Origin of the sequence: Dongia mobilis, assembly GCF_004363235.1 — a bacterium.
GTDB classification, from domain to species: domain Bacteria; phylum Pseudomonadota; class Alphaproteobacteria; order Dongiales; family Dongiaceae; genus Dongia; species Dongia mobilis.
The window spans coordinates 189,056-212,553 of record NZ_SNYW01000014.1; the positions used below are offsets into that span (position 1 = coordinate 189,056).

The 23,498-nt window shown below is 65.0% G+C and carries 20 protein-coding genes; 7 read left to right on the top strand and 13 right to left on the bottom strand.

Annotation, left to right across the window (positions count from 1 at the left end; genetic code table 11):
- Nucleotides 1-61: 61 nt before the first annotated feature.
- The gene (locus tag A8950_RS19090) at nt 62-550 is read left to right on the top strand and encodes a Fur family transcriptional regulator (protein ID WP_243735712.1); all 489 of its coding nucleotides are present in this window, start codon (nt 62-64) and stop codon (nt 548-550) included.
- A gap of 107 nt (nt 551-657) precedes the next feature.
- On the opposite strand, the gene A8950_RS19095 is transcribed toward A8950_RS19090, so the two are convergent.
- Nucleotides 658-1,200 carry an HD domain-containing protein gene (locus tag A8950_RS19095; RefSeq protein WP_133615277.1) on the bottom strand — a complete coding sequence of 181 codons (543 nt, stop codon included), beginning with the start codon at nt 1,198-1,200 and terminating at the stop codon, nt 658-660.
- The gene (gene tmpA, locus A8950_RS19100; RefSeq protein WP_133615278.1) at nt 1,197-2,354 is read right to left on the bottom strand and encodes a 2-trimethylaminoethylphosphonate dioxygenase; all 1,158 of its coding nucleotides are present in this window, start codon (nt 2,352-2,354) and stop codon (nt 1,197-1,199) included. The genes A8950_RS19095 and tmpA overlap by 4 nt, the downstream gene beginning before the upstream one ends.
- Before the next feature lie 121 nt (nt 2,355-2,475).
- On the opposite strand from tmpA, the gene A8950_RS19105 reads away from it, so the two are divergent.
- Nucleotides 2,476-3,396 carry a LysR substrate-binding domain-containing protein gene (locus tag A8950_RS19105; protein WP_133615279.1) on the top strand — a complete coding sequence of 307 codons (921 nt, stop codon included), beginning with the start codon at nt 2,476-2,478 and terminating at the stop codon, nt 3,394-3,396.
- Here the strand turns inward: A8950_RS19105 and phnY are convergent.
- From phnY to A8950_RS19120, 3 genes are read right to left on the bottom strand one after another with little or no spacing between them, the layout of a single operon-like run.
- The gene (gene phnY / locus A8950_RS19110; RefSeq protein ID WP_133615280.1) at nt 3,362-4,789 is read right to left on the bottom strand and encodes a phosphonoacetaldehyde dehydrogenase; all 1,428 of its coding nucleotides are present in this window, start codon (nt 4,787-4,789) and stop codon (nt 3,362-3,364) included. The genes A8950_RS19105 and phnY overlap by 35 nt on opposite strands.
- 11 nt (nt 4,790-4,800) lie before the next feature.
- Nucleotides 4,801-6,054: a phosphonoacetate hydrolase gene (gene phnA, locus A8950_RS19115; RefSeq protein WP_133615281.1), complete on the bottom strand. Its 1,254-nt coding sequence runs from the start codon at nt 6,052-6,054 to the stop codon at nt 4,801-4,803.
- 10 nt (nt 6,055-6,064) lie between these two features.
- Nucleotides 6,065-7,210, bottom strand: coding sequence for a 2-aminoethylphosphonate--pyruvate transaminase (locus tag A8950_RS19120; protein WP_133615282.1), 1,146 nt, complete (start codon nt 7,208-7,210; stop codon nt 6,065-6,067).
- A gap of 125 nt (nt 7,211-7,335) precedes the next feature.
- On the opposite strand from A8950_RS19120, the gene A8950_RS19125 reads away from it, so the two are divergent.
- The 3 genes from A8950_RS19125 to A8950_RS19135 all read left to right on the top strand — a co-directional run bounded on the left by A8950_RS19125 (nt 7,336) and on the right by A8950_RS19135 (nt 11,104).
- On the top strand, nt 7,336-8,229 hold the full coding sequence (locus A8950_RS19125) for a LysR substrate-binding domain-containing protein (protein WP_133615283.1): 894 nt from the start codon (nt 7,336-7,338) through the stop codon (nt 8,227-8,229).
- Complete coding sequence (locus A8950_RS19130) at nt 8,216-8,713, top strand: hypothetical protein (RefSeq protein WP_133615284.1); 498 nt, start codon at nt 8,216-8,218, stop codon at nt 8,711-8,713. The genes A8950_RS19125 and A8950_RS19130 overlap by 14 nt, the downstream gene beginning before the upstream one ends.
- A 66-nt stretch (nt 8,714-8,779) precedes the next feature.
- Entirely contained in the window at nt 8,780-11,104 is a 2,325-nt protein-coding gene (locus tag A8950_RS19135) for an aminotransferase class III-fold pyridoxal phosphate-dependent enzyme (RefSeq protein WP_133615285.1), read from the top strand.
- 244 nt (nt 11,105-11,348) lie between these two features.
- Here A8950_RS19135 and A8950_RS19140 read toward each other — a convergent pair whose 3' ends face one another.
- The 5 genes from A8950_RS19140 to tpiA all read right to left on the bottom strand — a co-directional run bounded on the left by A8950_RS19140 (nt 11,349) and on the right by tpiA (nt 16,100).
- Nucleotides 11,349-12,044 carry an SEL1-like repeat protein gene (locus A8950_RS19140; protein ID WP_133615286.1) on the bottom strand — a complete coding sequence of 232 codons (696 nt, stop codon included), beginning with the start codon at nt 12,042-12,044 and terminating at the stop codon, nt 11,349-11,351.
- 245 nt (nt 12,045-12,289) lie between these two features.
- Complete coding sequence (kdsA, locus tag A8950_RS19145) at nt 12,290-13,135, bottom strand: 3-deoxy-8-phosphooctulonate synthase (RefSeq protein ID WP_133615287.1); 846 nt, start codon at nt 13,133-13,135, stop codon at nt 12,290-12,292.
- A gap of 12 nt (nt 13,136-13,147) precedes the next feature.
- Nucleotides 13,148-14,776 carry a CTP synthase gene (locus A8950_RS19150; RefSeq protein WP_133615288.1) on the bottom strand — a complete coding sequence of 543 codons (1,629 nt, stop codon included), beginning with the start codon at nt 14,774-14,776 and terminating at the stop codon, nt 13,148-13,150.
- 81 nt (nt 14,777-14,857) lie between these two features.
- Nucleotides 14,858-15,235, bottom strand: coding sequence for a preprotein translocase subunit SecG (gene secG, locus A8950_RS19155; RefSeq protein ID WP_133615289.1), 378 nt, complete (start codon nt 15,233-15,235; stop codon nt 14,858-14,860).
- Nucleotides 15,236-15,359: 124 nt separating this feature from the next.
- Nucleotides 15,360-16,100, bottom strand: coding sequence for a triose-phosphate isomerase (gene tpiA / locus A8950_RS19160; RefSeq protein ID WP_456073077.1), 741 nt, complete (start codon nt 16,098-16,100; stop codon nt 15,360-15,362).
- Nucleotides 16,101-16,338: 238 nt separating this feature from the next.
- On the opposite strand from tpiA, the gene A8950_RS19165 reads away from it, so the two are divergent.
- The gene (locus A8950_RS19165) at nt 16,339-18,234 is read left to right on the top strand and encodes a peptidylprolyl isomerase (protein ID WP_166645285.1); all 1,896 of its coding nucleotides are present in this window, start codon (nt 16,339-16,341) and stop codon (nt 18,232-18,234) included.
- 56 nt (nt 18,235-18,290) lie between these two features.
- Nucleotides 18,291-19,805 carry an anthranilate synthase component I gene (gene trpE, locus A8950_RS19170; RefSeq protein WP_133615292.1) on the top strand — a complete coding sequence of 505 codons (1,515 nt, stop codon included), beginning with the start codon at nt 18,291-18,293 and terminating at the stop codon, nt 19,803-19,805.
- Here trpE and A8950_RS19175 read toward each other — a convergent pair.
- From A8950_RS19175 to A8950_RS19185, 3 genes are read right to left on the bottom strand one after another with little or no spacing between them, the layout of a single operon-like run.
- The gene (locus A8950_RS19175; protein WP_133615293.1) at nt 19,802-20,308 is read right to left on the bottom strand and encodes a GNAT family N-acetyltransferase; all 507 of its coding nucleotides are present in this window, start codon (nt 20,306-20,308) and stop codon (nt 19,802-19,804) included. The genes trpE and A8950_RS19175 overlap by 4 nt on opposite strands.
- Nucleotides 20,309-20,328: 20 nt before the next feature.
- Entirely contained in the window at nt 20,329-21,522 is a 1,194-nt protein-coding gene (locus A8950_RS19180; protein ID WP_243735713.1) for a divergent polysaccharide deacetylase family protein, read from the bottom strand.
- 2 nt (nt 21,523-21,524) lie between these two features.
- Nucleotides 21,525-23,438: a cation-translocating P-type ATPase gene (locus tag A8950_RS19185; protein WP_133615294.1), complete on the bottom strand. Its 1,914-nt coding sequence runs from the start codon at nt 23,436-23,438 to the stop codon at nt 21,525-21,527.
- Between the last annotated feature and the right edge of the window lie 60 nt (nt 23,439-23,498).

Genomic DNA, 23,498 nt, shown 5'->3' on the forward strand with positions numbered 1-23,498 from the left:
AGCAGGACCGGGCCGGCCGGACTGGCTATAATGCTGACAGAATTCGGTCGGAAGCATTGAAATGATGGATAAATCCACCAGCCGGGCGACGGCACCCCACGATCATAGCCACTGCCAGAGCGAGGCCCTGACCCGGGCCGAGGCGTTGTGCGACGAGCGTGGCGTCCGCCTGACCCCGCTGCGGCGCAAGGTTCTGGAACTGATCTGGAACAGCCACAAGCCGGTCGGCGCCTATGCCATCCTCGATCACCTCCGCGAGGGGGATCGGGGGGCAGCACCACCCACCGTCTATCGCGCCCTCGATTTCCTGCTGGAGAACGGGCTCATCCACAAGCTGGAAAGCCTCAACGCCTTCATCGGCTGCGACCACCCGGAAGACCGCCATGTCAGCCAGTTCCTGATCTGCACCAAATGCGGCTCGGCGGTGGAGATTCAGGACCCCGCCATCTCCAGCGCAGTCAGGAAAAGCGCCAGTTCGGCGGGCTTCACGGTGAGCCGCCTGACCATCGAATTGCAGGGCCTCTGCCCCAATTGCGCCGGGGCGGCGTAAAGCCAAACTTGTCATCCCCGGGCGAAGACCCGGGGATCCAGTGTTGCGGTCGAGAAAGCGGATTCCCGGGTCAAGCCCGGCCATGACGAATTTTCGATGGTATAGCCTTATCGCGCCGCGCAGGCCTCAATGAATTTCTCGAAATGGCCGAGATCGGGGACCTCCCAACCGGGGATCTTGCCCTCGTCGTCCCAGCGGCGCAGCTGGATGCCGTCGCGGTGATAGGGCTCGTGCTCGAAGGCCTTCATCTCGTCTTCCGACATCAGGCCGCCCTGTAGTTTGAGCGACAGCAGGGATGCCTCGGAGAGCAGGTCGTAATAGCCCTTCTCCCGGGTCGCGAGATAGCGCTTGGCCGGCACATGCAGGCGCACCGGCTCGGACACCTCCGGTCCGAAATATTGCGACAGCCAGGCCGAGCCGAGGCTTTCATGCTGGGTATCGACCCCGTGATCTGCGATGTCCTCCGGCAGGTCGTGCAGCATATGGCCGATATCGTGCAGCAAGGTGGCGACGATGAGGGCCGGCGTCGCCCCGTCCCGCTCGGCGCAATAGGCGCATTGCAGGGCGTGCTCCAACTGGCTCACCCCCTCGCCGTAACTCTCCAGACCGCGCTTGTCGAATGCGCGCCGGATTTCCCGCATCACCTTCATGCCGCCACTCCCTTGTCTTCCGCAATCTGCCGGCGCAGCACGCGCGCCCGGCTTTCCAATCCGTCCTTGTCGACATAGGCACCCTGCAGGTGCCGGCTGCCCTTCGACGGGTCGAAGGCCGTGCGGCCATGCAGGGCACGGTCGTTCTGCATCACCACGCAATCGCCTGGCTCCAGGCGGAAGATCAACTCGCCTTCCGGCCTGTGCAGCACCTCGGCAAATTTGCGATAGGCGGCAAACCAGGGCACCACCATTGCCGCCGGAGCATCCAGCCAGTCCAGCGACCGGTTGTTGAAGTGCACCCCCACCACATTGCCGCCCTCATCCACGGAAATCAGGGTCTGCCGCGCCATCAGATCGGCGTCATTCGAGCGGAAGCGGAAATTGACCGGCACCCGGGTCAGCAGGTCGAAGGCATCCGGCGCCTCGCGCCGCAGAATCTCGGCGGCATTGAAACCATCGACCAGCAGCGTATCGCCGCCGGGGGCGGTCGATTCCAGGCAATGCAGTAACTGAACGCCCGGCGTCGGATCGCGATAGGGATTATCGGAATGCACGCCAAGGCCGACCGGCGTGTAGGCCAGGTTGGTCGGGTTCGCCACGGATTTGACGTCGAAGAGGGCGCCGTAATTGGTGACCCGCACAAAGCCCAAGTGGTTGCCGATCTGCAGCACCGTGCCGGGTACCGTCGGGCTATTGCGGATCAGGCCGAAGCCATGGGCGTGAAAGGTATCGAGGAAGGCAAGCTCGGCCGCCGGATCGGAGACCATCTGGCGCCAGTCACCGATGGGCATTTCCGTGCCGATCGCCTTGGACCACAATTTCACCGGTCGCTTGCGCCCGCGTCGCGCCTCCGCCGACAAATCGTGATCGGCAAGCCAGGCGGGAGTGAAGGTCGAGACATGGCCACCCGGCTGCCAGGTGATCCGCACCGCCTTGTCGTCCGACAGGACAGCCGCCCCGATGGCCAAATCCTCGGGCAGGTCGGTGATCTCGTAAAGACGCTGGCCGTTGCCGGCATGGCGGCATTCCGGGCAGCGGCAATTGTCGCGCAGCCAGATCGCTGGAAACACGGCGCTCCCGCCATTCTCCGGAGCGCTCTTCTCCCAGGCGATGGTCAGATTGGAACCGGCGACGTCGATGCTGCGGATCATGGCTGGCCTCTCTGCTGTCCGAGAACTGATGGGTTGATCCTGATCATGATTGCGCTGCCCCACAAATGAGCCTAGCTTGGCTCATCGTTAAGTAGCACTTAAGGATCGATCGAGCCACCCCTTGCGCCCCAACCCGCCCCCTTTCCCCTGGCTGCGTGCCTTCGAGGCGACGGCGCGGCATCTTTCCATGACCCGCGCTGCTGCGGAACTTCGCATCAGCGCCTCGGCCGTCAGCCAGCAGATCACGGCACTGGAGGCGTATCTCGGACGACCCCTTTTTCGCCGCGCCAACCGGCGCCTGACCCTCACTGCAAGCGGCGCGCTCATCGCGCCCAAGCTCCGCGCCGGGTTCGACCTCATCCACGAGGCGATCGACGACGCCCTGCCGGCGAAGCGACGTCAGGCCCTGCTGGTCCGGGTTACCACTTCTTTCGGCAGCCAGTGGCTGATGCACCGGTTGGATTCCTTCCGCGCCGCCCATCCCCGGATCGGCGTCCAGGTAACGGCGACGGCAGAACCGATTGAGCGCGACAATGCCAGCGCCGAGATCGAAATCCGCTATGGCAAGGGCGACTGGCCGGGCCTCGCCTCGGATCTGCTGTTGGACGAGGCGATCTTTCCGGTCTGCACGCCGCAACTGGCGGCAAGGCTGAAGAAGCCGCGCGACCTCGCCCGCCATGACCTGATCGACGTTCCCGGCTACGAGATGGGCTGGTCCGACTGGCTGGCCGCTGCCGGCGTCGATATCGACTGGATGCGGCGGCGCCTTGCCGTCGACCAGTCCGTGATGGCGATCCAGCTTGCGCTCGACGGCAAGGGCATTGCCCTCGGCCGCTCGCCGCTCATCCAGCGGGAATTGCGGGAAGGCCGCCTCGTGGCGCCCTTCCCGCTTACGCTCGAAACCGGCAGCGGCTACTGGATCCTGCACCGCAGGCGCCCCGCCGAAGCCCGCAAGATCGCGGCCTTCAAGGATTGGCTGCTGGCGCAGACGCGCGACATGTCAGGTACTACCAGGGCAGCGAGTAGGTCTTCACATTCGTGAAGCACTTCATCGCCTCGATGACACCTTCCTTGTAGCCGAGGCCGGAATCCTTGATGCCGCCGAAGGGCGACATCTCGATGCGATAGCCCGGCACCTCGCGGATATTCACCGTGCCGACCTCCAGCTCCTTGACGAACCGGGTGATGTAGTCGAGGCGGTTGGTGCAAATGCCCGAGGACAGTCCATAGGCGGTCGAGTTCGACACCCGGATCGCGTCATCGATATCCTTGACGCGAATGACCGGTGAGACCGGACCGAAGGTCTCGACACGCACCAGATCGCAATCGAACGGCACATGGTCGACCACGGTCGGCGAATAGAGCGCACCCTTGCGGATATTGCCGTAGAGCAGCTTGGCGCCATGCGCCACGGCGTCGTTGACCTTGTCCTCGCAATAGCGGGCCGAGGCCTCATCGATCACGGTGCCCATATCGGTCTCGGGATCCATCGGATCGCCGTATTTGATCTTCTTTGTTTTCTCGAGCAGCAACTCGACAAATTTGTCGGCCACCTTCTCGACCACGATCATGCGCTTCACCGCCGTGCAGCGCTGGCCGGAATTCTTGTAGGAACCCGCGACCGCAAGCGTCGCCGCCTCCTCGAGATCGGCATCCTCCATCACGATCAGCGGGTCGTTGCCGCCGAGTTCGAGGACCGCGCGGCGATAACCCATATGGGTCGAGATATACTTGCCGACCGAGACGCCACCGGTGAAGGTGATGAGATCGACATTGGGATCGGTGAGGAGCGCATCGGCGATCTCGCGCGGATCGCCGGTCACGACCTGGAACATTTCCCTGGGCAAGCCGGCCTCATAGAGGATGTCGGCCAGGATCAGGGCAGTCAGCGGCGTCTTTTCCGAGGGCTTCAGCACCATGCGGTTATTGGTGGCGATCGAGGGCGCCACCTTGTGCGCCACCTGATTGAGCGGGTGGTTGAACGGCGTGATCGCCGAGATGGCGTTCAGCAGCGGATCGCGCTGCGTATAGATGCGCCGCTTCTTGCCATGGGGCGTGATATCGCAGGAGAAGATCTCGCCATCGTCCTTGATGACGATGGTCGAGGCGAGATGGAACACGTCATAGGCGCGCCCCACTTCATAGGTCGAATCCTTGAGGCACAGACCGGACTCCGCCGTGATCAGCTCCGCGATCTCCTGTTTGCGGCTGACCAGGATTTCCGCGGTTTTGCGCAGGATCTGGCTGCGCTCGGCGCGGGAGAGGCTAGCCTTGTAGTTCTTCGCCGTGCGGAAGGCGCTGGCGATATCCTCGAGGCTGGCCTTCGGGCAGGTGCCGATCACCTCGTTGGAATAGGGGTTGAACACCTCGAAATGGCGGTCGCCGGCGGTCGAACTGTTGACGATCCGCATCTTTTCCTTGCGCAGGATACCCATGGGGCTTTTCCTCAGACTGCTTTCTTCTGCGGCTGGGCCGCGGGAATGGCGTAGTTGCAGGCCAGATCAAAGGCGCTGAAGTTGCGCAGGCGATAGCCGGCAGGCAGGGCCTTGAGCTTACGGTTGACGATCACCGGCACCTTCTGCTCGGTCATGCCGCCATGGCTGCGCAGCGGCACGGTGAGGCCGGAAAGGTCGTGCTTCTCGACCGAGGTGCCGATGGCAAAGTTCCTGGCCGAGACGGCGATCACGTCGCCGAGGCGATCCTCCGGCAACTCGAAGCGGCGGCAGCCCTCCACACGGTCAACCACCAACTCCATGCCAGGCAGCTTGCCCATGCGGGCAATGAGCTCGGCATGGTCGGTGTCATCCGGCAGATAGATCGTTGCGAAGGAACCGAGTGCCCCGTGATGCACGACATAGGGGTCGGTGATCGGCAGGATGACCCGCGCCTTCCCCGCCCCTATCCACTGGTCCAGCACGTCCTGCAGGTAGATCACCTGCGGCTTGCCGTCGGCGCCGTGCTTGTCGTTCATGCCGTGATCCGCAGTCAGCACGATGGTGCAGCCCATCGCTTCCAGCTGGCCGAGATAACCGTCCATCATCTTGTAGAAATCGTTGGCGACGGCGGTGCCCGGCGCGTGCTTGTGCTGGATATAGTCTGTGGTAGAGAGATACATGATGTCCGGCCGCTCGGCCTGCATCAGCTTGACGCCGGCGGCGAAGACGAATTCGGAGAGATCGGCGCTGTAGACCGAGGGCAGAGGCAGGCCGACAAAGCCAAGGGCGTTGTCGATGCCGTTCTCCGCCTTGGTGGTCTCGTTGGCCTTCTCGGCCGAGAAGCAGATGCCACCCGCCATGCCCTTGCCGAGCAGCTTGCGGAGCTTGTCCTTCGCCGTCACCACCGCCACCTTGGCGCCCACCTTGCTGAAGGCGGCGAGGATGGTTTCGGCGCGCAGGAATTTGGGGTCGTTCATCATCACCTCCTGCCCGCTCTCGCGGTCATAGAGGTAGTTGCCGCAGATGCCGTGGACCGAGGGCGGCGCGCCGGTGACGATGGAGAGGTTGTTGGGGTTGGTGAAGCTCGGCACCACGCAATCGCCGATCAGATCGGCACCATTGCCGGTGGCAGCCTTCAGCCAGGGCATGACGCCGGCGGCGATCGCGTCCTTCAGGTAGTCCGGCTCGCAGCCATCGACGCAGACGATGACGATGGGCTCCTGGGGGGCGGCGTAGTTCATGCCGTTGACGGTAACGGATTGCATCTCGATCTCCTTACTCGGCCGCCTTGCGCGCAGGGGCACCGCTGGCGACCTTCATTTCCTTCATGACCTCGGCGACCACCGCCAGGAAGGCCTTCATCTCCGTCTCGCCGAGGCGCCCGATGCAGCCGATGCGGAAGGAATCGGCAACCGTCAGCTTGCCCGGATAGATCACGAAGTTCCGGTCCTTCAGCCTGTCGTAGAATTCCTGGAACTTGAAATTGGCATCGACCGGCATGCGGAAGGTGACGATGATCGGCGCCTGCAGATGGTCCGGCAGCAGCGTCTCGAAACCGAGGCTCCGCATGCCTTCGACCAGGATCCGGCAGTTGTTGCGATAGCGCCCGCCGCGACCGGCGACGCCGCCCTCCGCCTCGTGCTCATTGAGCGCCTGATCGAAGGCGACGATGCAATGGATGGGCGGGGTAAAGCGGTACTGCTTGGTCTTCTCGATCACCTGCCACTGGTCGTGGAGGTCGAGGACCAGGGCATGGGCGTTGCCGGCGGTCTTTTCCAGGGCTTCGATGCGGCAGAGCACGAAGCCGAGGCCCGGCACGCCCTCGATGCATTTGTTGGAGGAGGCCGCCACGGCATCGAAGGGCACCTGGCGGCTGTCGAGCTCGATGGCGCCGAAGGCCGACATGGCGTCGATCAGCAGCCTTTTGCCGGCTTCCGCCACCACCCTGGCCACCTCGGCCACGGGATTGAGGACGCCCGACGTCGTCTCGCAATGCACCACGGCGACATGGGTGATGGCGGGATCGCGGGCCAGCGCCAGCTTCACCAGATTGGCATCGACCGGCATGTCTTCGGCCCATTCCAATGTGGCAAAGGCGCGCTTCGAGACCTCGCAGATCCGCGCCATGCGCTTGCCATAGGCGCCGTTGATCAGGATCAGCAGCTTCTCGTTGGCACCGATAAAGGTGCCGATCATGGCCTCGACCGCGAAGGTGCCGCTGCCCTGCATCGGCACGGTGGTGAACACCCCCTCGCCGCCGATCATCGTCACCAGGCGCTGGCGCATGCGGTCGTTGATGGCGATGAAGCCGGCATCGCGCGACCCCCAATCGTGCAGCATGGCCTGCTTGACGGTCATGGAGGTGGTGAGCGGCCCGGGGGTGAGCAGCCAGGGATCTTGTGCCCCGCGCGTATCAGCCATGGCATTTTCCTTTGCAGAACAATCTGTTGAATGGCCCGATCGGGAATCTAGCCCGATTTCTGTTGCAGGATGATGCCAGCCCGGCTTAGCATAAGTCCAATCGCTATATACGATGCAAAATATAGATGGTCTCGATAAATCACTCCTCCCTCCGGGCCTTCCACGCGGTCGCCACCGAGGGCAGCTTCACCAAGGCCGCCCGCGCCCTCAATGTCACCCAGCCGACCCTCTCCGGCCAGGTCAAGGCGCTGGAGGAACAGTTCGGTGTGCGCCTGTTCGACCGCCGCAAGCGCAAGATCGAACTGACCGATATCGGCCGCAACCTGCTCGACATCACCTGGCGCATGTTCGGCCTCGAATCCGAGGCGGAACAGGTCCTGACCGCCGCCAAGGGGTTGAAGCGCGGCCACCTGCGCATCGGGGCCGACGCGCCCTACCACTCGATCCCGTTCCTGGCCGCCTTCAACCGGCGTTATCCCAATGTGCGCCTCTCCATGTCGATCGGCAATTCGCTGGGCCTGAAGGCCGATCTCATCGACCAGCGCTTCGACGTCATCATCGCCGCCGATATCGGCGGCGATCCCAAGCTCTATGCCTTCCCCTTCCAGGAGGATTACCTGATCGCCTTCGTCGACCGGGCCCATCCCTGGGCGCGGAAGCGGAAACTGCGCCTGGAAGACCTTGCCGGAAACCGCCTGGTCCTGCGCGAACCGGCCTCGACCACCAGGCGCGCCTTCGACGCCGCCGTGGCGAAGGCCGGCATCCAGGTGGGCGAGATCCTCGAGATCGGCAGCCGCGAGGCGATCCGCGAGGCCGTTGCAGCCGGGCTCGGCATCGGCATTGTCGCGCGCTCCGAATTCGGCGACCATCTCAAGCTGAAGGGCCTGGAATTCGAAGGCCCGCGCATCAAATCGACCGAATTTGTCGCCTGCCTGATGGAACGCCGCAGCAATCCGCTGGTGAAGGCTTTCCTCGACATCGCCAAGGAACCGCCGGGGGAACGCAATGCCGTGTCTTGAACCAATTCGAGCCGGACTGGCCGCCCTGCTGCTCGTTCTGCCGTTTGGCGCCGCGGCGCAGGAGTCGAGCGGTCAGGAAACCGCGGCCTGGGAACGCAGCCAGTCGGGCGAGGTCGAGTTCGCCGACCTGCCGCTGGACGGCAAGGGCCGCTTCACCGCCTTCTGCCGCATGACCTCGGCCGGGCCCGTGGCCGGGCTCGCCCTCTTCGCCCCCCAGTTCCAGACCCTGGTAATCAACCGCCAGCATTACGGGCTCATCATCGTCGTCGATGGCGTACGCGAGAACTTCCACATGGAAGCGCGCGATATCGAATTGTGGTTCGAGGCGAGGGACCTCAACCAGCAGACCACGCTTGCCCGCTTTTTCGACACCCTGCCGAATGCGCAGCGGATCGATTTCGCCATCTCGAGCCTTGGCTGGCGCGAAAACCGCCACGCCGAGAATGGCGCGGTGCTCGCCGGACTGATGGACAATTGCCTCTAGCCCGCAATTGACGATCCGGGGGGCAGCCCTCTACGCTCCGGCGCCAGTTTACCGGAGTGCCCCATCATGAAATTCCTGCGTGCCAACGCGCCGCGCCTGCCGCTCGCCGAGATCGAAGCCTTCGCATCCGAACATTATGGCCTCACCGGCGAACTGACCGAACTCTACAGCGAGCGCGACCAGAATCTGCGCCTGCGCGAGAAGGACGGCACCGCCTGGGTGCTGAAGGTGGCGAGCGCCGAGGAGGATCCCGGCATCATCGACTGCCAGCTGATGACCATGCGGCATATCGAGCAGGTCGACCCCGCCCTCCCCGTGCCGCGCGTCCGCCTCGGCCGGGACGGCGCCGCTACGCGCCACATCACCGGACCGGACGGCACGCAGCATGTGTTCTACGTGCTCTCCTTCCTCGAGGGCGAGATCGCACAGCGCATCAATATCGACCACGCACTGCATGGCCGCATCGGCGACATGCTGGCACGGCTGGGGCGCGTCATGCGCGGGCTGTTCCATCCCGCCGCCGGCAGCCGCGAATTGCTGTGGGATGTACGCATGCTGGACCGCCTGCTGCCCCATGCCAGACTGTTCGGCCCCGGCTGGCAGCAGGACCTCGTCACCCGCATCGGCACGCATTTCATCGCCGAAGTGCGGCCAAAGCTGAGCGCACTCCGCGCCCAGCTGATCCATGGCGACGTGCACGAGCACAATCTGGTCCTCGGCCCCGACGGCAACATCTCCGGCATCATCGATTTCGGCGACATGTTCCACGGACCCCTGGTGATCGACATCGCCGATGCGCTGGGCGACTTCCTGACCGATGCCAGGACCATCGAGGGCACCCTGCGCGCCATGGTCGGCGCCTATAACAGGGTGACACCGCTGGAGGAGGACGAGGCCGATCTCGTCTTCGACCTTGCTTCCGCCCGCATGATCCTCACCCCGCTCATCAATGCCTTCCGCGCCGCGCAGACGCCGGACGAGCCCAATTACATGGCGGGCTATGGCGACGCGCCCTTGCGCGTGCTGGAGGCTTTCCAGCAAATGGGGCGGGACAAGGTCAGCGACATCGTGCGCGATGCCTGCGAATTGCCGCGTCGCGCCGCCGCCCGTCCCAGCACGGAAAACCTCATCGCGCGCCGCAAGCGCCTGATGGGCTCAAAGCTCTATGTCTTCTACGACCCGCCCCTCCATATGGTGAAGGGCGAAGGCGTCTGGCTCACCGCCGCCGACGGCAGGCGCTATCTCGATTGCTACAACAACGTGCCCCATGTCGGGCATTGCCATCCGCATGTGGTGGCGACCCTCACCCGCCAGATCCGGACGCTCAACACCAATACGCGCTATCTGGGCGAGCAGGTGCTGGAATATGCCGAGCGCCTCACCGCCACCATGCCGGGCGGCCTCAAGGTCTGCGCCTTCGTCAATTCCGGCTCCGAGGCCAATGACATCGCCTTCCGCATGGCCAAGGTCTTTACCCGGGCCAGCGGCGGCATCACCATGGATTTCGCCTATCACGGCATCACCGAGGCCTCCGACGCCTTCTCGCCCAGCGGCAATTATGCCAACAGCGTGCCGCCCTATATGCGGACCCTCATGGCGCCCGACGGCTATCGCGGCAAGTACCGCCACGGCACCAACGACATGGGCGCGCTCTATGCCGCCGATGCAGACCGCGCCATCGCCTCGCTGCAGGAATCAGGCCATGGCACTGCGGCCTTCATGATCGACTCCGCGCTGATGACCAATGGCGTGCTGGAACCGGTGCCGGGCTATGTCGCCGGTGTCGCGGCCAGGGTGCGCGCCGCCGGTGGCCTCGTCATCGGCGACGAAGTGCAATCCGGCTTCGGCCGCATGGGCACCTTCATGTGGGGCCACCAGCATCACGGGATCATCCCCGACATCGTCACCATCGGCAAGCCGGCCGGCAACGGCCATCCCATCGGCGTCGTGGTGACCAGACCGGAAATCCTGGAGGCTTTCCTGGCGGAATACGCCTTCTTCTCCACTTTCGGCGGCAACAATGTCTCCTGTGCCGCCGGCCTCGCCGTCCTCGACGTGATCGAGCGCGAGGGCCTCATCGAAAACTCCCGCGTGGTCGGCGATCATCTGAAGGCCGGGCTCAAGGCCCTCATGAAGAAGCACAACCTCATCGGCGACGTGCGCGGCACCGGCCTTGCCCTCGGCGTCGAACTGGTCACCGACCGCAAGACCCAGGCCCCCGCGCCGGACGAAACCAGGCGCCTCCTCAACCTCCTGCGCGACGAAGGTGTGCTGGTCGGCAGCGAAGGCATCCTCGGCAACGTCATCAAGATCCGTCCGCCGATCGTGTTCTCGAAGGAGAATGCGGATACCGCGGTGGCGGCACTGGACCGGGCCCTGGGGAAGGTTTGAGCCTCGATTGTCATGCCCCGGCTTGGCCGGGGCATCCACGAGTTTGCCGGAGATTGACAATAGTAACTCGTGGATCCCCCGCCTGCGCGGGGGATGACGACAGGTGGGGTGCGCGTGGGTACCCGCTCAGGGTCGCACGTTCACCGAATATCGAGGGCTTCGAAACTCTTCACCAGATCATCGAGCGCCTTCATCTGCACGAGGAAAGCCGGAATCTAGATGATGTCGGGACTTGATGCTCAACCTAACATCTCAAATCAGCATCCGAAGGTATGCGGGCCGCGAACTCGGCCCAGCACGCAGATTTGCGTTCGTCTATCGGGACGCCCAAACCCAGCCTGTACATGTCCGACAAGGCCATCGGGGCTGCGCCGCGGACGCCACACGAAGCTGCTTCAAGCAGATAGCCCAAGGCGCTATCGAATCGCTCGGCACGATACAGGATTAAACCAAAGTCCCGTTGCGCCAATACAAATCCTCCGTCTGCCGCATCCTTGTACAATTCCAATACATCGTTCCATAAAGTCTGTTCGACTTTGCCTTCCCTGATCTGTCTCTCAATGAGACCGGCAAGGTAGTATTTCGCTTCGAGATTGCCGTCCTTGCTAAGCGCCACAAGCTCCGGCTCAGGGTCGCACGAAGTCTCGTTTCCAATACACTCAGCTACGTGAATTGGCAGGGAGAACTCCAGCAAGCACTCCGCCGTCGCATCAGAACTCAGTGACAGAAGGCCAAGTCCACCCAGGACGCATACTCGCACCCTTTTCAGTACGTTCGAACAGGCGAGGCTGAAAAAGCAACGGACTGGACTGTCCATACTTTGAGATGCGTACATGGCAGCTATCTCTCCCTCACCCGCCTCGTCACCCATGCGCGTGAGTGATGAGGGGCCGAACTCGATTTTCTTGTATGTGCCGGAGTTGATCACGACACGGGCCATCACGCCTGGCATCCCAGACTGGAGAGACCATCAAGCGCCGCGGTACTCAACCAGCACAATCCAAACGAGAGCGTAGCACTCCATTTTTGCTTGTGGAAGAGGTAGCCGCAGCGAGCTTGGCAAAGACGTCGGTCGGAATTGTCATGCCCCGGCTTTGCCGGGGCATCCACGAGTTCAACAGCGACTGAAAAAAGTAACTCGTGGATCCCCCGCCTGCGCGGGGGATGGCACAGTGAGGGAACGTCTCACCGGATATCGAGGGCTTCGAAACCTTTGACGAGGTCGTCGAGGGCTTTCATCTGCCCAAGGAACGCCGGCAGCTTGTCGAGCGGCAGGGCACAGGGGCCGTCGCATTTGGCGTTGTCCGGGTCGGGATGTGCCTCGATGAAGAGGCCGGCGATGCCCACAGCCAATCCGGCGCGGGCGAGCTCCGCGACCTGGGCGCGGCGGCCGCCCGACGCCGCCCCAAGCGGATCGCGCATCTGGAGGGCATGGGTCGCGTCGAAGATGACAGGCAAATTGCCGCTGACCGATTTCATGGTGCGGAAGCCCAGCATGTCGACCACCAGGTTATCGTAGCCGAAGCAGGTGCCGCGCTCGCAAAGCAGGATCTTCTCGTTGCCGCATTCCCGGATCTTCTCGACGATGTTCTTCATCTGCGGCGGCGAGAGGAATTGCGGCTTCTTGATGTTGATGACCGCCCCCGTCTTCGCCATGGCATGGACGAGGTCGGTCTGGCGTGCGAGGAAGGCCGGGATCTGGATGATGTCGGCGACTCCGGCCACCGGTGCCGCCTGCTCGATCTCATGCACGTCGGTCAGGACCGGCACGCCGAATTTGGCCTTGATCTCGGAGAGCAGCTTCAGCCCCTCCTCCATGCCGGGTCCGCGGAAGGAATGGATCGAGGAGCGATTGGCCTTGTCGTAGGAGGCCTTGAAAATGTACGGGATGCCGAGTTTCGCCGTCGCCGTCACGAAGGCATCGGCGACGCGGAGCGCCGTCTCGCGGTCCTCCAGCACATTCATGCCGCCGATCATCACCATCGGCTTTTCGTTGGCGATGTCGATCTTTCCGACGCGGATCGTTGTCATTGCTGGCGCCCCCTAGACGAGGCGCGACTGGGTGACGGCCGCGCCGATGAAGGATGTGAACAGCGGGTGCGGCTCGAACAGGCGCGATTTCAGTTCGGGATGGAACTGCACGCCGACGAACCAGGGATGGCCGGGGATCTCGACGATCTCCGGCAGCACGCCGTCGGGCGACATGCCGGAGAATTTGAGGCCGACCTTCTCCAGCCGCTCCTTGTAATTGTGGTTGACCTCGTAGCGGTGGCGGTGCCGCTCGCTGATCGTCGCCTTGTTGCCATAAATGCTGCTGACCAGCGATCCCGGGGTGAGCGCGCATTCATAGGCGCCAAGGCGCATGGTGCCGCCGAGATCGCTGTCCTTTCCGCGCTTCTCCAGCATGTTGCCGCGCACCCATTCGGTCATCAGGCCGACCACGGGCTCGGCCGCCGGGCCGAACTCGGTCGAGCTGGCGCCGGCGATGCCGGCCAGATGCCGCGCCGCCTCGATCACCGCCATCTGCATGCCGAAGCAGATGCCGAAATAGGGAATCTGGCGCTCGCGGGCAAAGCGCACCGCCTGGATCTTGCCCTCGGCGCCGCGCTCGCCAAAGCCGCCGGGCACCAGGATGCCGTGCACGCCTTCGAGGTGCTGGACCGCGTCCTCGCGCTCGAACACCTCGCTGTCGATCCAGTCGAGATTGACCTTGGTGTTGTTGGCGATGCCGCCATGGCGCAGGGCCTCGGCCAACGATTTGTAGGCGTCCAGCAGCGAGGTGTACTTGCCGACGATGGCAATGGTCACCTCGCCCTCCGGCTGGCGGATGCGGCTTACCACCTCGTCCCATTTCGAGAGGTCGGGGGCCGGTGCGGTCAGGCCGAAATGGCGCAGCACCTCGTCGTCATAGCCTTCGGCGTGATAGGCCTGCGGTACGGCGTAGATGGTATCGACGTCGAGGGCCTGGATGACGGCGGTGGGGGCGACATTGCAGAATTGCGCGATCTTGCGCCTGGAATCCGCCGGCACCTCGCGGTCGCAGCGGCAGAGCAGGATGTCGGGCTGGATACCGACCGATTGCAATTCCTTGACCGAATGCTGCGTCGGCTTGGTCTTGAGCTCGCCCGCCGCCGGAATCCAGGGCACCAGGGTCAGGTGCACGAACATGGCGCGTTCGCGCCCGACTTCGTTGGCGAACTGGCGGATGGCTTCCAGGAAGGGCAGGCTTTCGATGTCGCCCACCGTGCCGCCGATCTCGCACAGCACGAAATCCTCATCCTGGATGTCGGCCTTGATCCAGTCCTTGATGGCATCGGTGATATGCGGGATCACCTGGATGGTGGCGCCGAGATAGTCGCCGCGCCGTTCCTTGGCGATGACGTCGGAATAGATGCGTCCGGTGGTGACGCTGTCCGAGCGGCGGCTGGAGATGCCGGTGAAGCGCTCGTAATGGCCGAGGTCGAGATCGGTCTCGGCCCCGTCATCGGTGACATAGACCTCGCCATGCTGATAGGGGCTCATCGTGCCCGGATCGACATTGATATAGGGGTCGAGCTTCCTGAGGCGCACCTTGAATCCGCGCGCCTGCAGCAGGGCACCCAGTGCCGCTGACGAAAGACCCTTGCCAAGAGAGGAGACCACGCCGCCGGTGATAAAGATGAATCGCGTCATGGGAGTTCCTTATGGAACGAGTCGGGGTAGTCCGGCAAGCGCTCTGTGGCTGCCGGTGGGAAGGGCTTGAGGGACCAAGATTTACTGGCCGGAGGGGGCGACCGGTTCGGCCGGGGCGGCGGGTGCCGGCTGCTCGACCGGGACCGAATCGGTGCTGACCGGGGCCGCCGGCGCACTGGTGGAGGTGCCGCCGACCAGCGGCTCGCGCTTGGCGCTGTGGCTGTCGGCATAGGCGAGTGCGAGGCTGGTGCAGAAGAACGCGACCGCCAGCCATTTGGTGGCGCGGGTCAGCAGATTGGCCTGGGCGCGGCCGGAGAGGAAGCCGGCCATGCCGCCCGAGGCACCGCCGCCCAACCCGCCGAGGCCGCCCTCGTTCTTCTGGGTCAGGATGAGGCCGACCAGGAAGACGGCAATGATGACGTGGACGGCCAGGATGACCGGGACCAGGGCTCCCAACATGAGCGCACTCGCAAGTTCTTGAAATGTCGTAAGTCGGCGCGGGTTCTAGCTTTTTTTGCCCGGTATTACCAGTACCAAATTGGCGCGGCCGGCCCCCCGTTCAACCCCGGCTTCAACCCTGGCTTCACGCCGAGACGGCAGCACCCGCAGCTATGGCCATGAAATCGGCCGCCTTCAGGCTGGCGCCGCCGACCAGGGCGCCGTTGACCTCTGCTACCGCCATCAATTCCGCCGCATTGGCCGGCTTGACCGAGCCGCCATAGAGGACGCGCACGGGGCCGCGATCCGCGACCAAGCTGCGGATATGCCGGTGCATCGCCGCCACATCCGCCACACTCGGCGTCCGCCCGGTCCCGATCGCCCAGACAGGCTCGTAGGCAATCACCAGATTGCTTGAATTCGCCCCTGCCGGAACCGACTCAATGATCTGTTTTTCAACGATATTTTCGGCCTTTCCCGCATCCCGCTCCGCCTCGGTTTCGCCAACGCAGACGATGGCGGTAAGCCCGGCATCGATGGCGGCCTTGGCCTTGGCGGCGACCAGCAAGCTGCTCTCGCCGTGATCCGCCCGGCGCTCGGAATGCCCCAGGATGACATGGCTGCAGCCAAGGTCGGCCAGCATGGCGGCAGAGACATCGCCAGTATGGGCGCCCGCGGCGGCCATGTGGCAATCCTGCCCGCCCAGCGCGATGGCCGAACCGGCGAGCCCGCCGCCCACCTCCGGGATATAGGGAAAGGGCGGGCAGACCAGCAGATCGACCGAGGCCGGCCCGGCGGCGGCGAGGGTTCTGATCTCGGCCACCAGCGATGCCGCCATGGCGCGACTGCCATTCATCTTCCAATTGCCGGCGACCAATGGCCGGATACCCTGCGTTCCCACTTACCTGCCTCCCGGACTGGCTGTTCCCGGCAAGGAACCACAGGCGGCGGCGCAGCGGCAAGGGATTCGCGCGGCCACCTGGCTTCCGGCCGGGGGCACGGCCGGCCTGGCCCCGCCGGTGCCCCATCCCCTTGCCCGCCTTGGGGGCCATCCCTATGATGCGCCGCCTAAAATTGATTACCCATGCGGCGGGGTTCGCCGCCTTTGCTTTGGAAAGACCTTGATGCTCACCGCCCTTCGCAGCCAGGCCCGTTCCTGGATCGCCAAGCTCCTGTTCGGCCTTCTGATCGTTGCCTTCGCGGTCTGGGGCATCGGTGACATCTTCAACCGGCCCCAGGTCTCGGAGCCGATCGTCCGCATCGGCGACGACTTCACCTACTCGGCGACGGATTTCGACCGCGAGATGCGGCTCGCCCTGCAGCGCCTTGCCCAGATCCAGGGCATGCCGGTGAGCCCTGAACTCTTCGCCCAGTTCGGCGGCGCCCAGGGCCTGGTCGACCAGGCCGAGAGCAAGGGCCTGCTGCAGGTCTACGGCCAGCGCCTCGGCTTCGAGGTGCCGCAGCAGGCGGCGGTGCAGTATGTCGAAAGCGACCCCCAGTTCCTGAACGCGACCAACCGCTTCGACCGCGCCCGGTTCGAGTATTTCCTGCGTCAGCTGGGCCAGAGCGAGGAACAGTATGTCGCCGCGCAGCAGGGCCTGCTGCGCGCCAGCTATCTGATGTCGGCGATTTCTGGGCCCGCCATTGCCCCGACGCCCCTGGTGCGCAACGTCCACTCCTTCGATGCCGAGAAGCGCCAGGCCGAAACCGTGCTGGTGCCGATTAGCTCGATCACCGATGTGGCGGCGCCGGACGATGCCACCCTCGCCGCCTGGCATGAAGAGCAGGCAGCGCGCTACCAGTCGCCGGAATATCGCGCCGGCCTTATCGTGCAGATGGCGCCCTCGGATTTCATCCAGGATGTCGCCGTCTCGGATGCCGAGATCGAGGCGGAATACCAAGCGCGGATTGCCGAGTATTCGACACCGGAGACGCGCAATGTCGAGCAGGTCGTGGTGCAGGACCCGGCAATCGCCGACAAAATCATCACGGCAGTCAAGGGCGGCACCGCCTTCGCCCAGGCGGTGCGCGATGCAGCCCAGTCCGATCCCGTGCCGCTGGGCCAGGTGACCCGCGAGCGGCTGCCCGCCGACATTGCCGATGCCGTCTTCGCCCTGCCTGCCGGCAGCGTGTCGGAGGCACTAAAGAGCCCCTTCGGCCTCCACGTCGTCTTTGTCTCGGCGGTAACGCCCGCCGCCACTAAGCCCCTGGCCGACGTCCGCGGCGAGATCCGCAATGCACTGGCCATCGGTCGCGCAGCCGATGCCATGGAATCCGTCCGTGTGCAGCTGGAGGACGAACTGGCCGCAGGAATTCCGCTGGCTGAAGCGGCCGAGAAGCTCAGCCTGCCGCAAACCGGATTCGCCGCCATCGATGCCGCCGGCCAGGACCGCGACGGGGCAAATCTGGGCCTGTCCGCCGATGCCGTGGCACTCATCTTCGAGACCCAGACCGGCGAGCCTGGTTACGTGAAGGCGCTCAATGACGGCTCCTATGCCGTGGCCCAGATCGACGAGATCGTCGCGCCGGCCCTGCGGCCGCTGGCCGAGGTACGCGACCAGGCCATTGCCGACTGGACGCTGGCGCAACAGCGCGAGCGTGCCAGGGCGATCGCCGACGAGATCGCCCAGAATGTGAAGGACGGCGGCGCGCTCAAGGCCGAGGCCGACGCGCGCGGCTTCGAGCTAAAATCGACCCAGTTGTTCCTGCGTGACGAAGGCGATGCGGCAAACGGCGTCACCGGCGCCCTGGCGCGTGCCCTCTTCCAGTTGAAGCAGGGCGAGGTGACCGTGGGCGACAGTTCCGACGGCGCGGTCGTCGCCCGCCTTGCCGCGATCGAGACCGCGGATGCCGCTGCTGGCGCCGATGCCGGTGCCGATGTCCTGAAGCAGGCCGCGGACCGCGAGACCCTGGCGCTGGCAAGCGACATAAGGCAAAGCTTCATCGCCGCCCTGCGCACGGAACTGCCGCTCGAGCGCAATGACGCAATCTGGCAACGCGCCGTCCAGAGTGAAAACTGACATGGTCGCAACCGCGGCCGTGACCACCAAAGGACTTCGCACAAGGCGCGCATCCCATGAAGGTTGAACCGGATTTCGAGGCATTCGCGGCAAAACATGACGGCGGCGCGGCCCAGCTGGTCTGGACGCGGCTGGTCGCCGATCTCGAGACCACCATCTCGGTGATGCTGAAACTGGCCGACGGCCGCGCCAACTCGATCCTGCTGGAATCGGTCGAGGGCGGTGCCGTGCGCGGCCGCTATTCGATCATCGGCCTGAAGCCCGACCTTGTCTGGCGCTGCCGGGGCCGGCAGGCCGAGATCAACCGCAATGCCCGCTTCGAGCCCGACAAATTCGTGCCGGAGGAACTGCCCGCCCTGCAATCCCTGCGGTCGCTGATCACGGAAAGCCGCATCGAGGTGCCGCGCGGCCTGCCGCCGATGGCCTCCGGCCTGTTCGGTTATCTCGGCTACGACATGGTGCGCCAGGTCGAGAAGCTGCCCGAATTGAAGCCGGACAAGCTTGGCCTCCATGACAGCATCTTCATCCGCCCGACACTGATCGTGATCTTCGACAATGTCGAGGACTCGCTCACCATCGTGACGCCGGTCTGGAACAAGGATGGACTCAACGCCCGCGCCGCCTACAACCAGGCGCTGGAACGCCTCAACGACGTGGTCGCCGATCTCGACCGGGCGCTGCCGCAACAGGTTGGCAGCATCGACAAGTCCACCTTGCCCGAGCCCACCTCGAACATGAGCCGCGAGGATTTCCATGGCATGGTCGCGAAGGCCAAGGAATACATCCTCGCCGGCGACATCTTCCAGGTGGTGCTGTCGCAGCGTTTCTCGCTGCCCTTCAAGCTGCCGCCGATGGCGCTCTACCGCTCGCTCCGGCGGCTCAACCCCTCGCCCTTCCTGTTCTACCTCGAACTCGGCGGCTTCAGCATCATCGGCTCCAGTCCCGAGATCCTCGTCCGCCTGCGCGATGACAAGGTAACCATCCGGCCGATCGCCGGGACAAGGCCGCGCGGCAAGACCCCGGAAGAGGACAAGGCAAACGCCGCCGACCTGCTCGCCGACCAGAAGGAATTGTCCGAGCACCTCATGCTGCTCGATCTCGGCCGCAATGATGTCGGGCGCGTGGCCAAAATTGGCTCGGTCCGCGTCACCGAGAAATTCATCATCGAGAATTACAGCCACGTCATGCATATCGTCTCCAATGTCGAGGGGACGATCGACGGCAGATATGATGCCATGGACGCGCTGATGGCCGGCTTCCCGGCGGGGACAGTCTCCGGCGCGCCGAAGGTGCGCGCGATGGAGATCATCGAGGAACTGGAGCCCGAGCGGCGCGGCGTCTATGGCGGCGCCGTCGGCTATTTTGCCGCCGACGGCTCGATGGATACCTGCATCGCCTTGCGCACGACCGTGATCAAGGACGGCACCATGTATGTGCAGGCCGGCGCCGGCATTGTCGCGGATTCGGTCCCGGAGAGCGAATTCCAGGAATGCCAGCACAAGGCGCGCGCCCTCGTCCGGGCGGCACAGGAGGCGATCCTCTTCGCCCAGGGCGGTGGACGGAACCGCTAGCCGGCGGTCGCTTCCGGCGGCAAGTCCAGATCGAAGCGCTGCTCGCGCAGCGCCCTGCCCCAGGTGTTCGCTTCCTGCTCCTGCGTCAGCTTGAAACCCGCTTGTTCATAGAGGCGGCGGGCACTGTCCAGCCCGGCGAAGGTATAGAGATAGACGTGTCGGTAGTCGCGCTCGCGGCAGAAGCCGATGGCGCGGTCGAGCAATTGCTTGCCGAGGCCGGTGCGCTGTGCCTCCGGCGCCACGATGAACCAGCGCAGATGTGCCCCGTGATCCGCCGCGTCGCGCCCGTCGATCACGATCGCGCCCAGGAAGCGTTCGTCCGGCCGCCTCGCCGTCAGCAGCAGGTCGCGATCCTCCCGCATGTTGACGAGGAAGCCCGCCAGTTCCGCCCCGACCTTGGCCTCGAAGGCGCGGCCCAGCGACCAGGCGCCGGCATAGTATCTGGCATGGGCGCCGACAATGTCACCCAGTACGCCGGGATAATAAGCTGCCTCGAAATGCATCTTCGCCCCTCGCCCTTACCTCAGCCATCCAGACCGTCGCGCCGCTTGACGATGGCCGTCAGAGGCACCACGGCAATGCCGCGCGCTGCCAGTTCCGGGAGGCTGCGCTTGAGAACCGCGATCGTGGCCGGATGCGGATGCCCGATCGCAACAGCATAGCCGCGCTTGCGCGCGATTGACTCGGCCGCCGCCAATTGCCGCTCTACCGCCGCTTCGCTCACGGTATCGTCCAGGAAGACATCGCGGCCGATATGGGCAACACCCATTTCGCGCGCCAGTTCCTCCCCGACGCTGTTCGAGATCGTCTTCGAATCGAGGAACAGCAGGCCGCGCTGTCGCGCCTCCTCCAGCACGATGCGCATGCCGTCCGTGTTCTGGGTGAAGCGGCTGCCCATGTGATTGTTGAAGCCGACATAACCGTCAAATCGCGCCAGGCCCCAATCGACGCGGCGTCGAATCTCGTCGGCCGGCAGCCCGACGCTGAGTGCCTCCGGGCCGGGATCGACCGATCCGCTGAGCGGCTGCATCGGCATATGCACCATGACCTCGTGGCCACGGCGCCGCGCCTCGCGCGCAAGATCACCGCCCTTGTCGGCATAAGTCATGATCGACAGCACCAGCGGCGCCGGCAAATCGAGGGCAGCCCGGGCCTGCTGCGGCGCGACGCCGACATCGTCCAGCACGATCGCCAGCAGGGGCCGCACCCCCGGATCACGATACGCGGCGGCGTTCCTCCGCCACAATGGCAAGACTTCCGCCGGAATGCCGGCACTCGGCAGGGCCGCGGCCTGTACCTCGGGCTCGACTTGAAGTTGGAGCGCGGGCTGGCCCTGGGGGAATGCCGGCTGTGTCGCTGTGGTCCTCGGCAGCGCTGGCGGTTGCGCCGGCTGGCTGGTCGTTTTCGCCGCGTTGGATGACAGCTTGCTTGTCGGCGGCACCGCCTCTTCCGCGACCTTCAGCGGCGCCGCGGTTTCCACCGGCAGATCCAGGGCGGCGGGTGGCAGCACCGGTGCCGGCGGCAGGCTGGCAAGGCCGAAACCGATGGTCATGCCGATGAGGACGCCGGTCGCCAGCAAACCGGGCACCAGCAGGCCCGATCGCAGCCAGTTGCGCCAGTTGACAGCGCGCGCCCTGGCGCCACCGCGCGATGTGCTGCGCCGCGCCTGCTTGCGTTTCTCCGTCTGCGGCCGTTTCATCGCCTTGCGGACACCCATCTCTATTCCTCGTCGATCTCGTTGGCGGTGCTCGGCAGAGCCCGCAGGCTGAGCGACGACATGACCAGCAGCAATATCACGGCAGCCTCGTAGCTGGCGAGGTCGCGCGCGCTGCCCTGCAGGAACGGCCAGAATGCGACGACCAGGGAGACGGCAAAGACAATAGCGATGTTCATTTTTACCAGGCGGCAATAGCGCTGCGCATAACGCTGCAGATCGACCACCAGGCGCGGGTCCTGGCGGGCGATGGCGAAATCCGCCATTGGTGCCTGGGTGGCTGCCCGCCGGCCGAATGGCAGGACAATATCGCCGGGCGCCAGGGCGGCGATCACATCATCGGCGTCGGGTTCCGACGTGACATAGAGCAGCGGCCCATGATGGCGGCGCAGATCCGCCAGTGCCGGGCCGGCAGCCGCCGGCGCCATCGGCAGCATGGCGCCCAGTTTCAGATGCCTGGCCATAGCCTGGTGCGCCGGATCGGCCTGGTCCGCGACCCAGCCGGTTTTCAACCCGAGGCGGTCCAGGTTCTTGACCGCCATGGCAGCCCCGGCCACGGAAGGTGCACCGAATGCGATGAAGCCGAGAAGGCGCGGCTCATTCTTTGGCCCCGGACCGATTTCGCCCGCCCAGCGCAGGCGCCGGCCCTGCGCCAGGGCAGCCTCGGCCTGGCCATCAAGCGCGCGGCAATCTATGCCATGCTCCTCGAGATAGGCCCGGCTGCCGATCAGGGTGCGCCGCTCCATCACCTCGGCGGCGATCCCCTTGCCGATCTCGGCACGGTAATTGATGGCGTTCTTGAGGCGCATGCGATAGCCGACGGCAAGGTCGAGCAGCGCGCGGCCCCAGGGATCATGCCCCGCCTGTGCCACCGAGGCGGCCCGCCCGACAAGTTCGCTGCCGCCCTCGCCATCGGGCGTCTGCACAGAGACGACGCGATGCCGGTCCGGGATCAGTACGCCGCTATGGCCGAAGACCACGGCACCGACCTTCAGCAGGTGTTCGAACACGCCGATGCGGTGAACCTCGATGCCCAGCTGATGCATCACCCGCAGCAATTCCGCAGCCGGCGCCGTCATGGCGAGCCCGAGACCGAGCGGTGCCGACAGCATCACTAGGCGCAGGATGTCGCCCGGCGGATCGCGCAACGCCGGCCCGACCAGGAGACGCCAGACCAGCGCCAGCACGATGAGGACCATTACGCCGATCGATGCCCAGCCGATCAGTGCCGCTAATCCCCCATCCGCCGGCGGACGGGCGGTAGCGGCCATATCGGCACGGTGGCCCGCCAACGGCACGACGACCAGCGCGGCATCACCATTGCGCGATCCGGCATGCACGCGGTCACCGGGCCCAACCACGGTCGGGAAGATGTCGTCGGCGCCATGCGGATCCTGGATCTCGCTGCGGCCGTCACGCACCACCGCGTCGACGGGGATCAGATCGCCGGCGGCAATGGTGAGCGATGGTGGCCGCGTCCTGGCGCCTGCCCGGCTGCCGATGGGGTCGGCGCGCGCGGCAATATCGCCCAGGCGCGAGACTGCCACCAGACTGGCGGCAAAGGCGGCATCGCGCCAGAGCAGAAGCTGCGCCGCATGGCTGGATTCGGGCCCGAGGCGCGACAATTGCCAGACGGCCAGGGCAAGGCCACAACCGGCACCCAGGACAAGCAGGGTTTCGCCCCGCACCTTCCCTTGCAGGAGTGCGCTGATCGCGCGGCGCAGCAACGGCCAGCCGAAGCCCAGCAGGATGATTGCCGCCAGCAGCACCGGCGCCCAGCCGACATGCAGAACGGGCAGCAGCGGCGAGCGGTCCCACCAATCGCCGCTGAGCCCCAGGATGACCAGCGGAACCAGCAGGATCGCCACGCGCGCCGCGTCGCGCGGTTTAATGCCCGATTGCAAACCCTGCCAAGCCATGCGCGCCCCGAATCTTCCGTTCCTGCGATGTGCCTGCTACACTCCGCGCAAATCGCCGCC

Bases quoted from the DNA above. Each gene is read 5' to 3' on its own strand.
- A8950_RS19090 (WP_243735712.1), top strand. From the start codon at position 62: ATGATGGATAAATCCACCAGCCGGGCGACGGCACCCCACGATCATAGC.
- A8950_RS19095 (WP_133615277.1), bottom strand. From the start codon at position 1,200: ATGAAGGTGATGCGGGAAATCCGGCGCGCATTCGACAAGCGCGGTCTG.
- tmpA (WP_133615278.1), bottom strand. From the start codon at position 2,354: ATGATCCGCAGCATCGACGTCGCCGGTTCCAATCTGACCATCGCCTGG.
- phnY (WP_133615280.1), bottom strand. From the start codon at position 4,789: ATGGGTATCCTGCGCAAGGAAAAGATGCGGATCGTCAACAGTTCGACC.
- phnA (WP_133615281.1), bottom strand. From the start codon at position 6,054: ATGCAATCCGTTACCGTCAACGGCATGAACTACGCCGCCCCCCAGGAG.
- A8950_RS19120 (WP_133615282.1), bottom strand. From the start codon at position 7,210: ATGGCTGATACGCGCGGGGCACAAGATCCCTGGCTGCTCACCCCCGGG.
- A8950_RS19125 (WP_133615283.1), top strand. From the start codon at position 7,336: ATGGTCTCGATAAATCACTCCTCCCTCCGGGCCTTCCACGCGGTCGCC.
- A8950_RS19130 (WP_133615284.1), top strand. From the start codon at position 8,216: ATGCCGTGTCTTGAACCAATTCGAGCCGGACTGGCCGCCCTGCTGCTC.
- A8950_RS19135 (WP_133615285.1), top strand. From the start codon at position 8,780: ATGAAATTCCTGCGTGCCAACGCGCCGCGCCTGCCGCTCGCCGAGATC.
- A8950_RS19140 (WP_133615286.1), bottom strand. From the start codon at position 12,044: ATGGCCCGTGTCGTGATCAACTCCGGCACATACAAGAAAATCGAGTTC.
- kdsA (WP_133615287.1), bottom strand. From the start codon at position 13,135: ATGACAACGATCCGCGTCGGAAAGATCGACATCGCCAACGAAAAGCCG.
- A8950_RS19150 (WP_133615288.1), bottom strand. From the start codon at position 14,776: ATGACGCGATTCATCTTTATCACCGGCGGCGTGGTCTCCTCTCTTGGC.
- secG (WP_133615289.1), bottom strand. From the start codon at position 15,235: ATGTTGGGAGCCCTGGTCCCGGTCATCCTGGCCGTCCACGTCATCATT.
- A8950_RS19165 (WP_166645285.1), top strand. From the start codon at position 16,339: ATGCTCACCGCCCTTCGCAGCCAGGCCCGTTCCTGGATCGCCAAGCTC.
- trpE (WP_133615292.1), top strand. From the start codon at position 18,291: ATGAAGGTTGAACCGGATTTCGAGGCATTCGCGGCAAAACATGACGGC.
- A8950_RS19175 (WP_133615293.1), bottom strand. From the start codon at position 20,308: ATGCATTTCGAGGCAGCTTATTATCCCGGCGTACTGGGTGACATTGTC.
- A8950_RS19180 (WP_243735713.1), bottom strand. From the start codon at position 21,522: ATGGGTGTCCGCAAGGCGATGAAACGGCCGCAGACGGAGAAACGCAAG.
- A8950_RS19185 (WP_133615294.1), bottom strand. From the start codon at position 23,438: ATGGCTTGGCAGGGTTTGCAATCGGGCATTAAACCGCGCGACGCGGCG.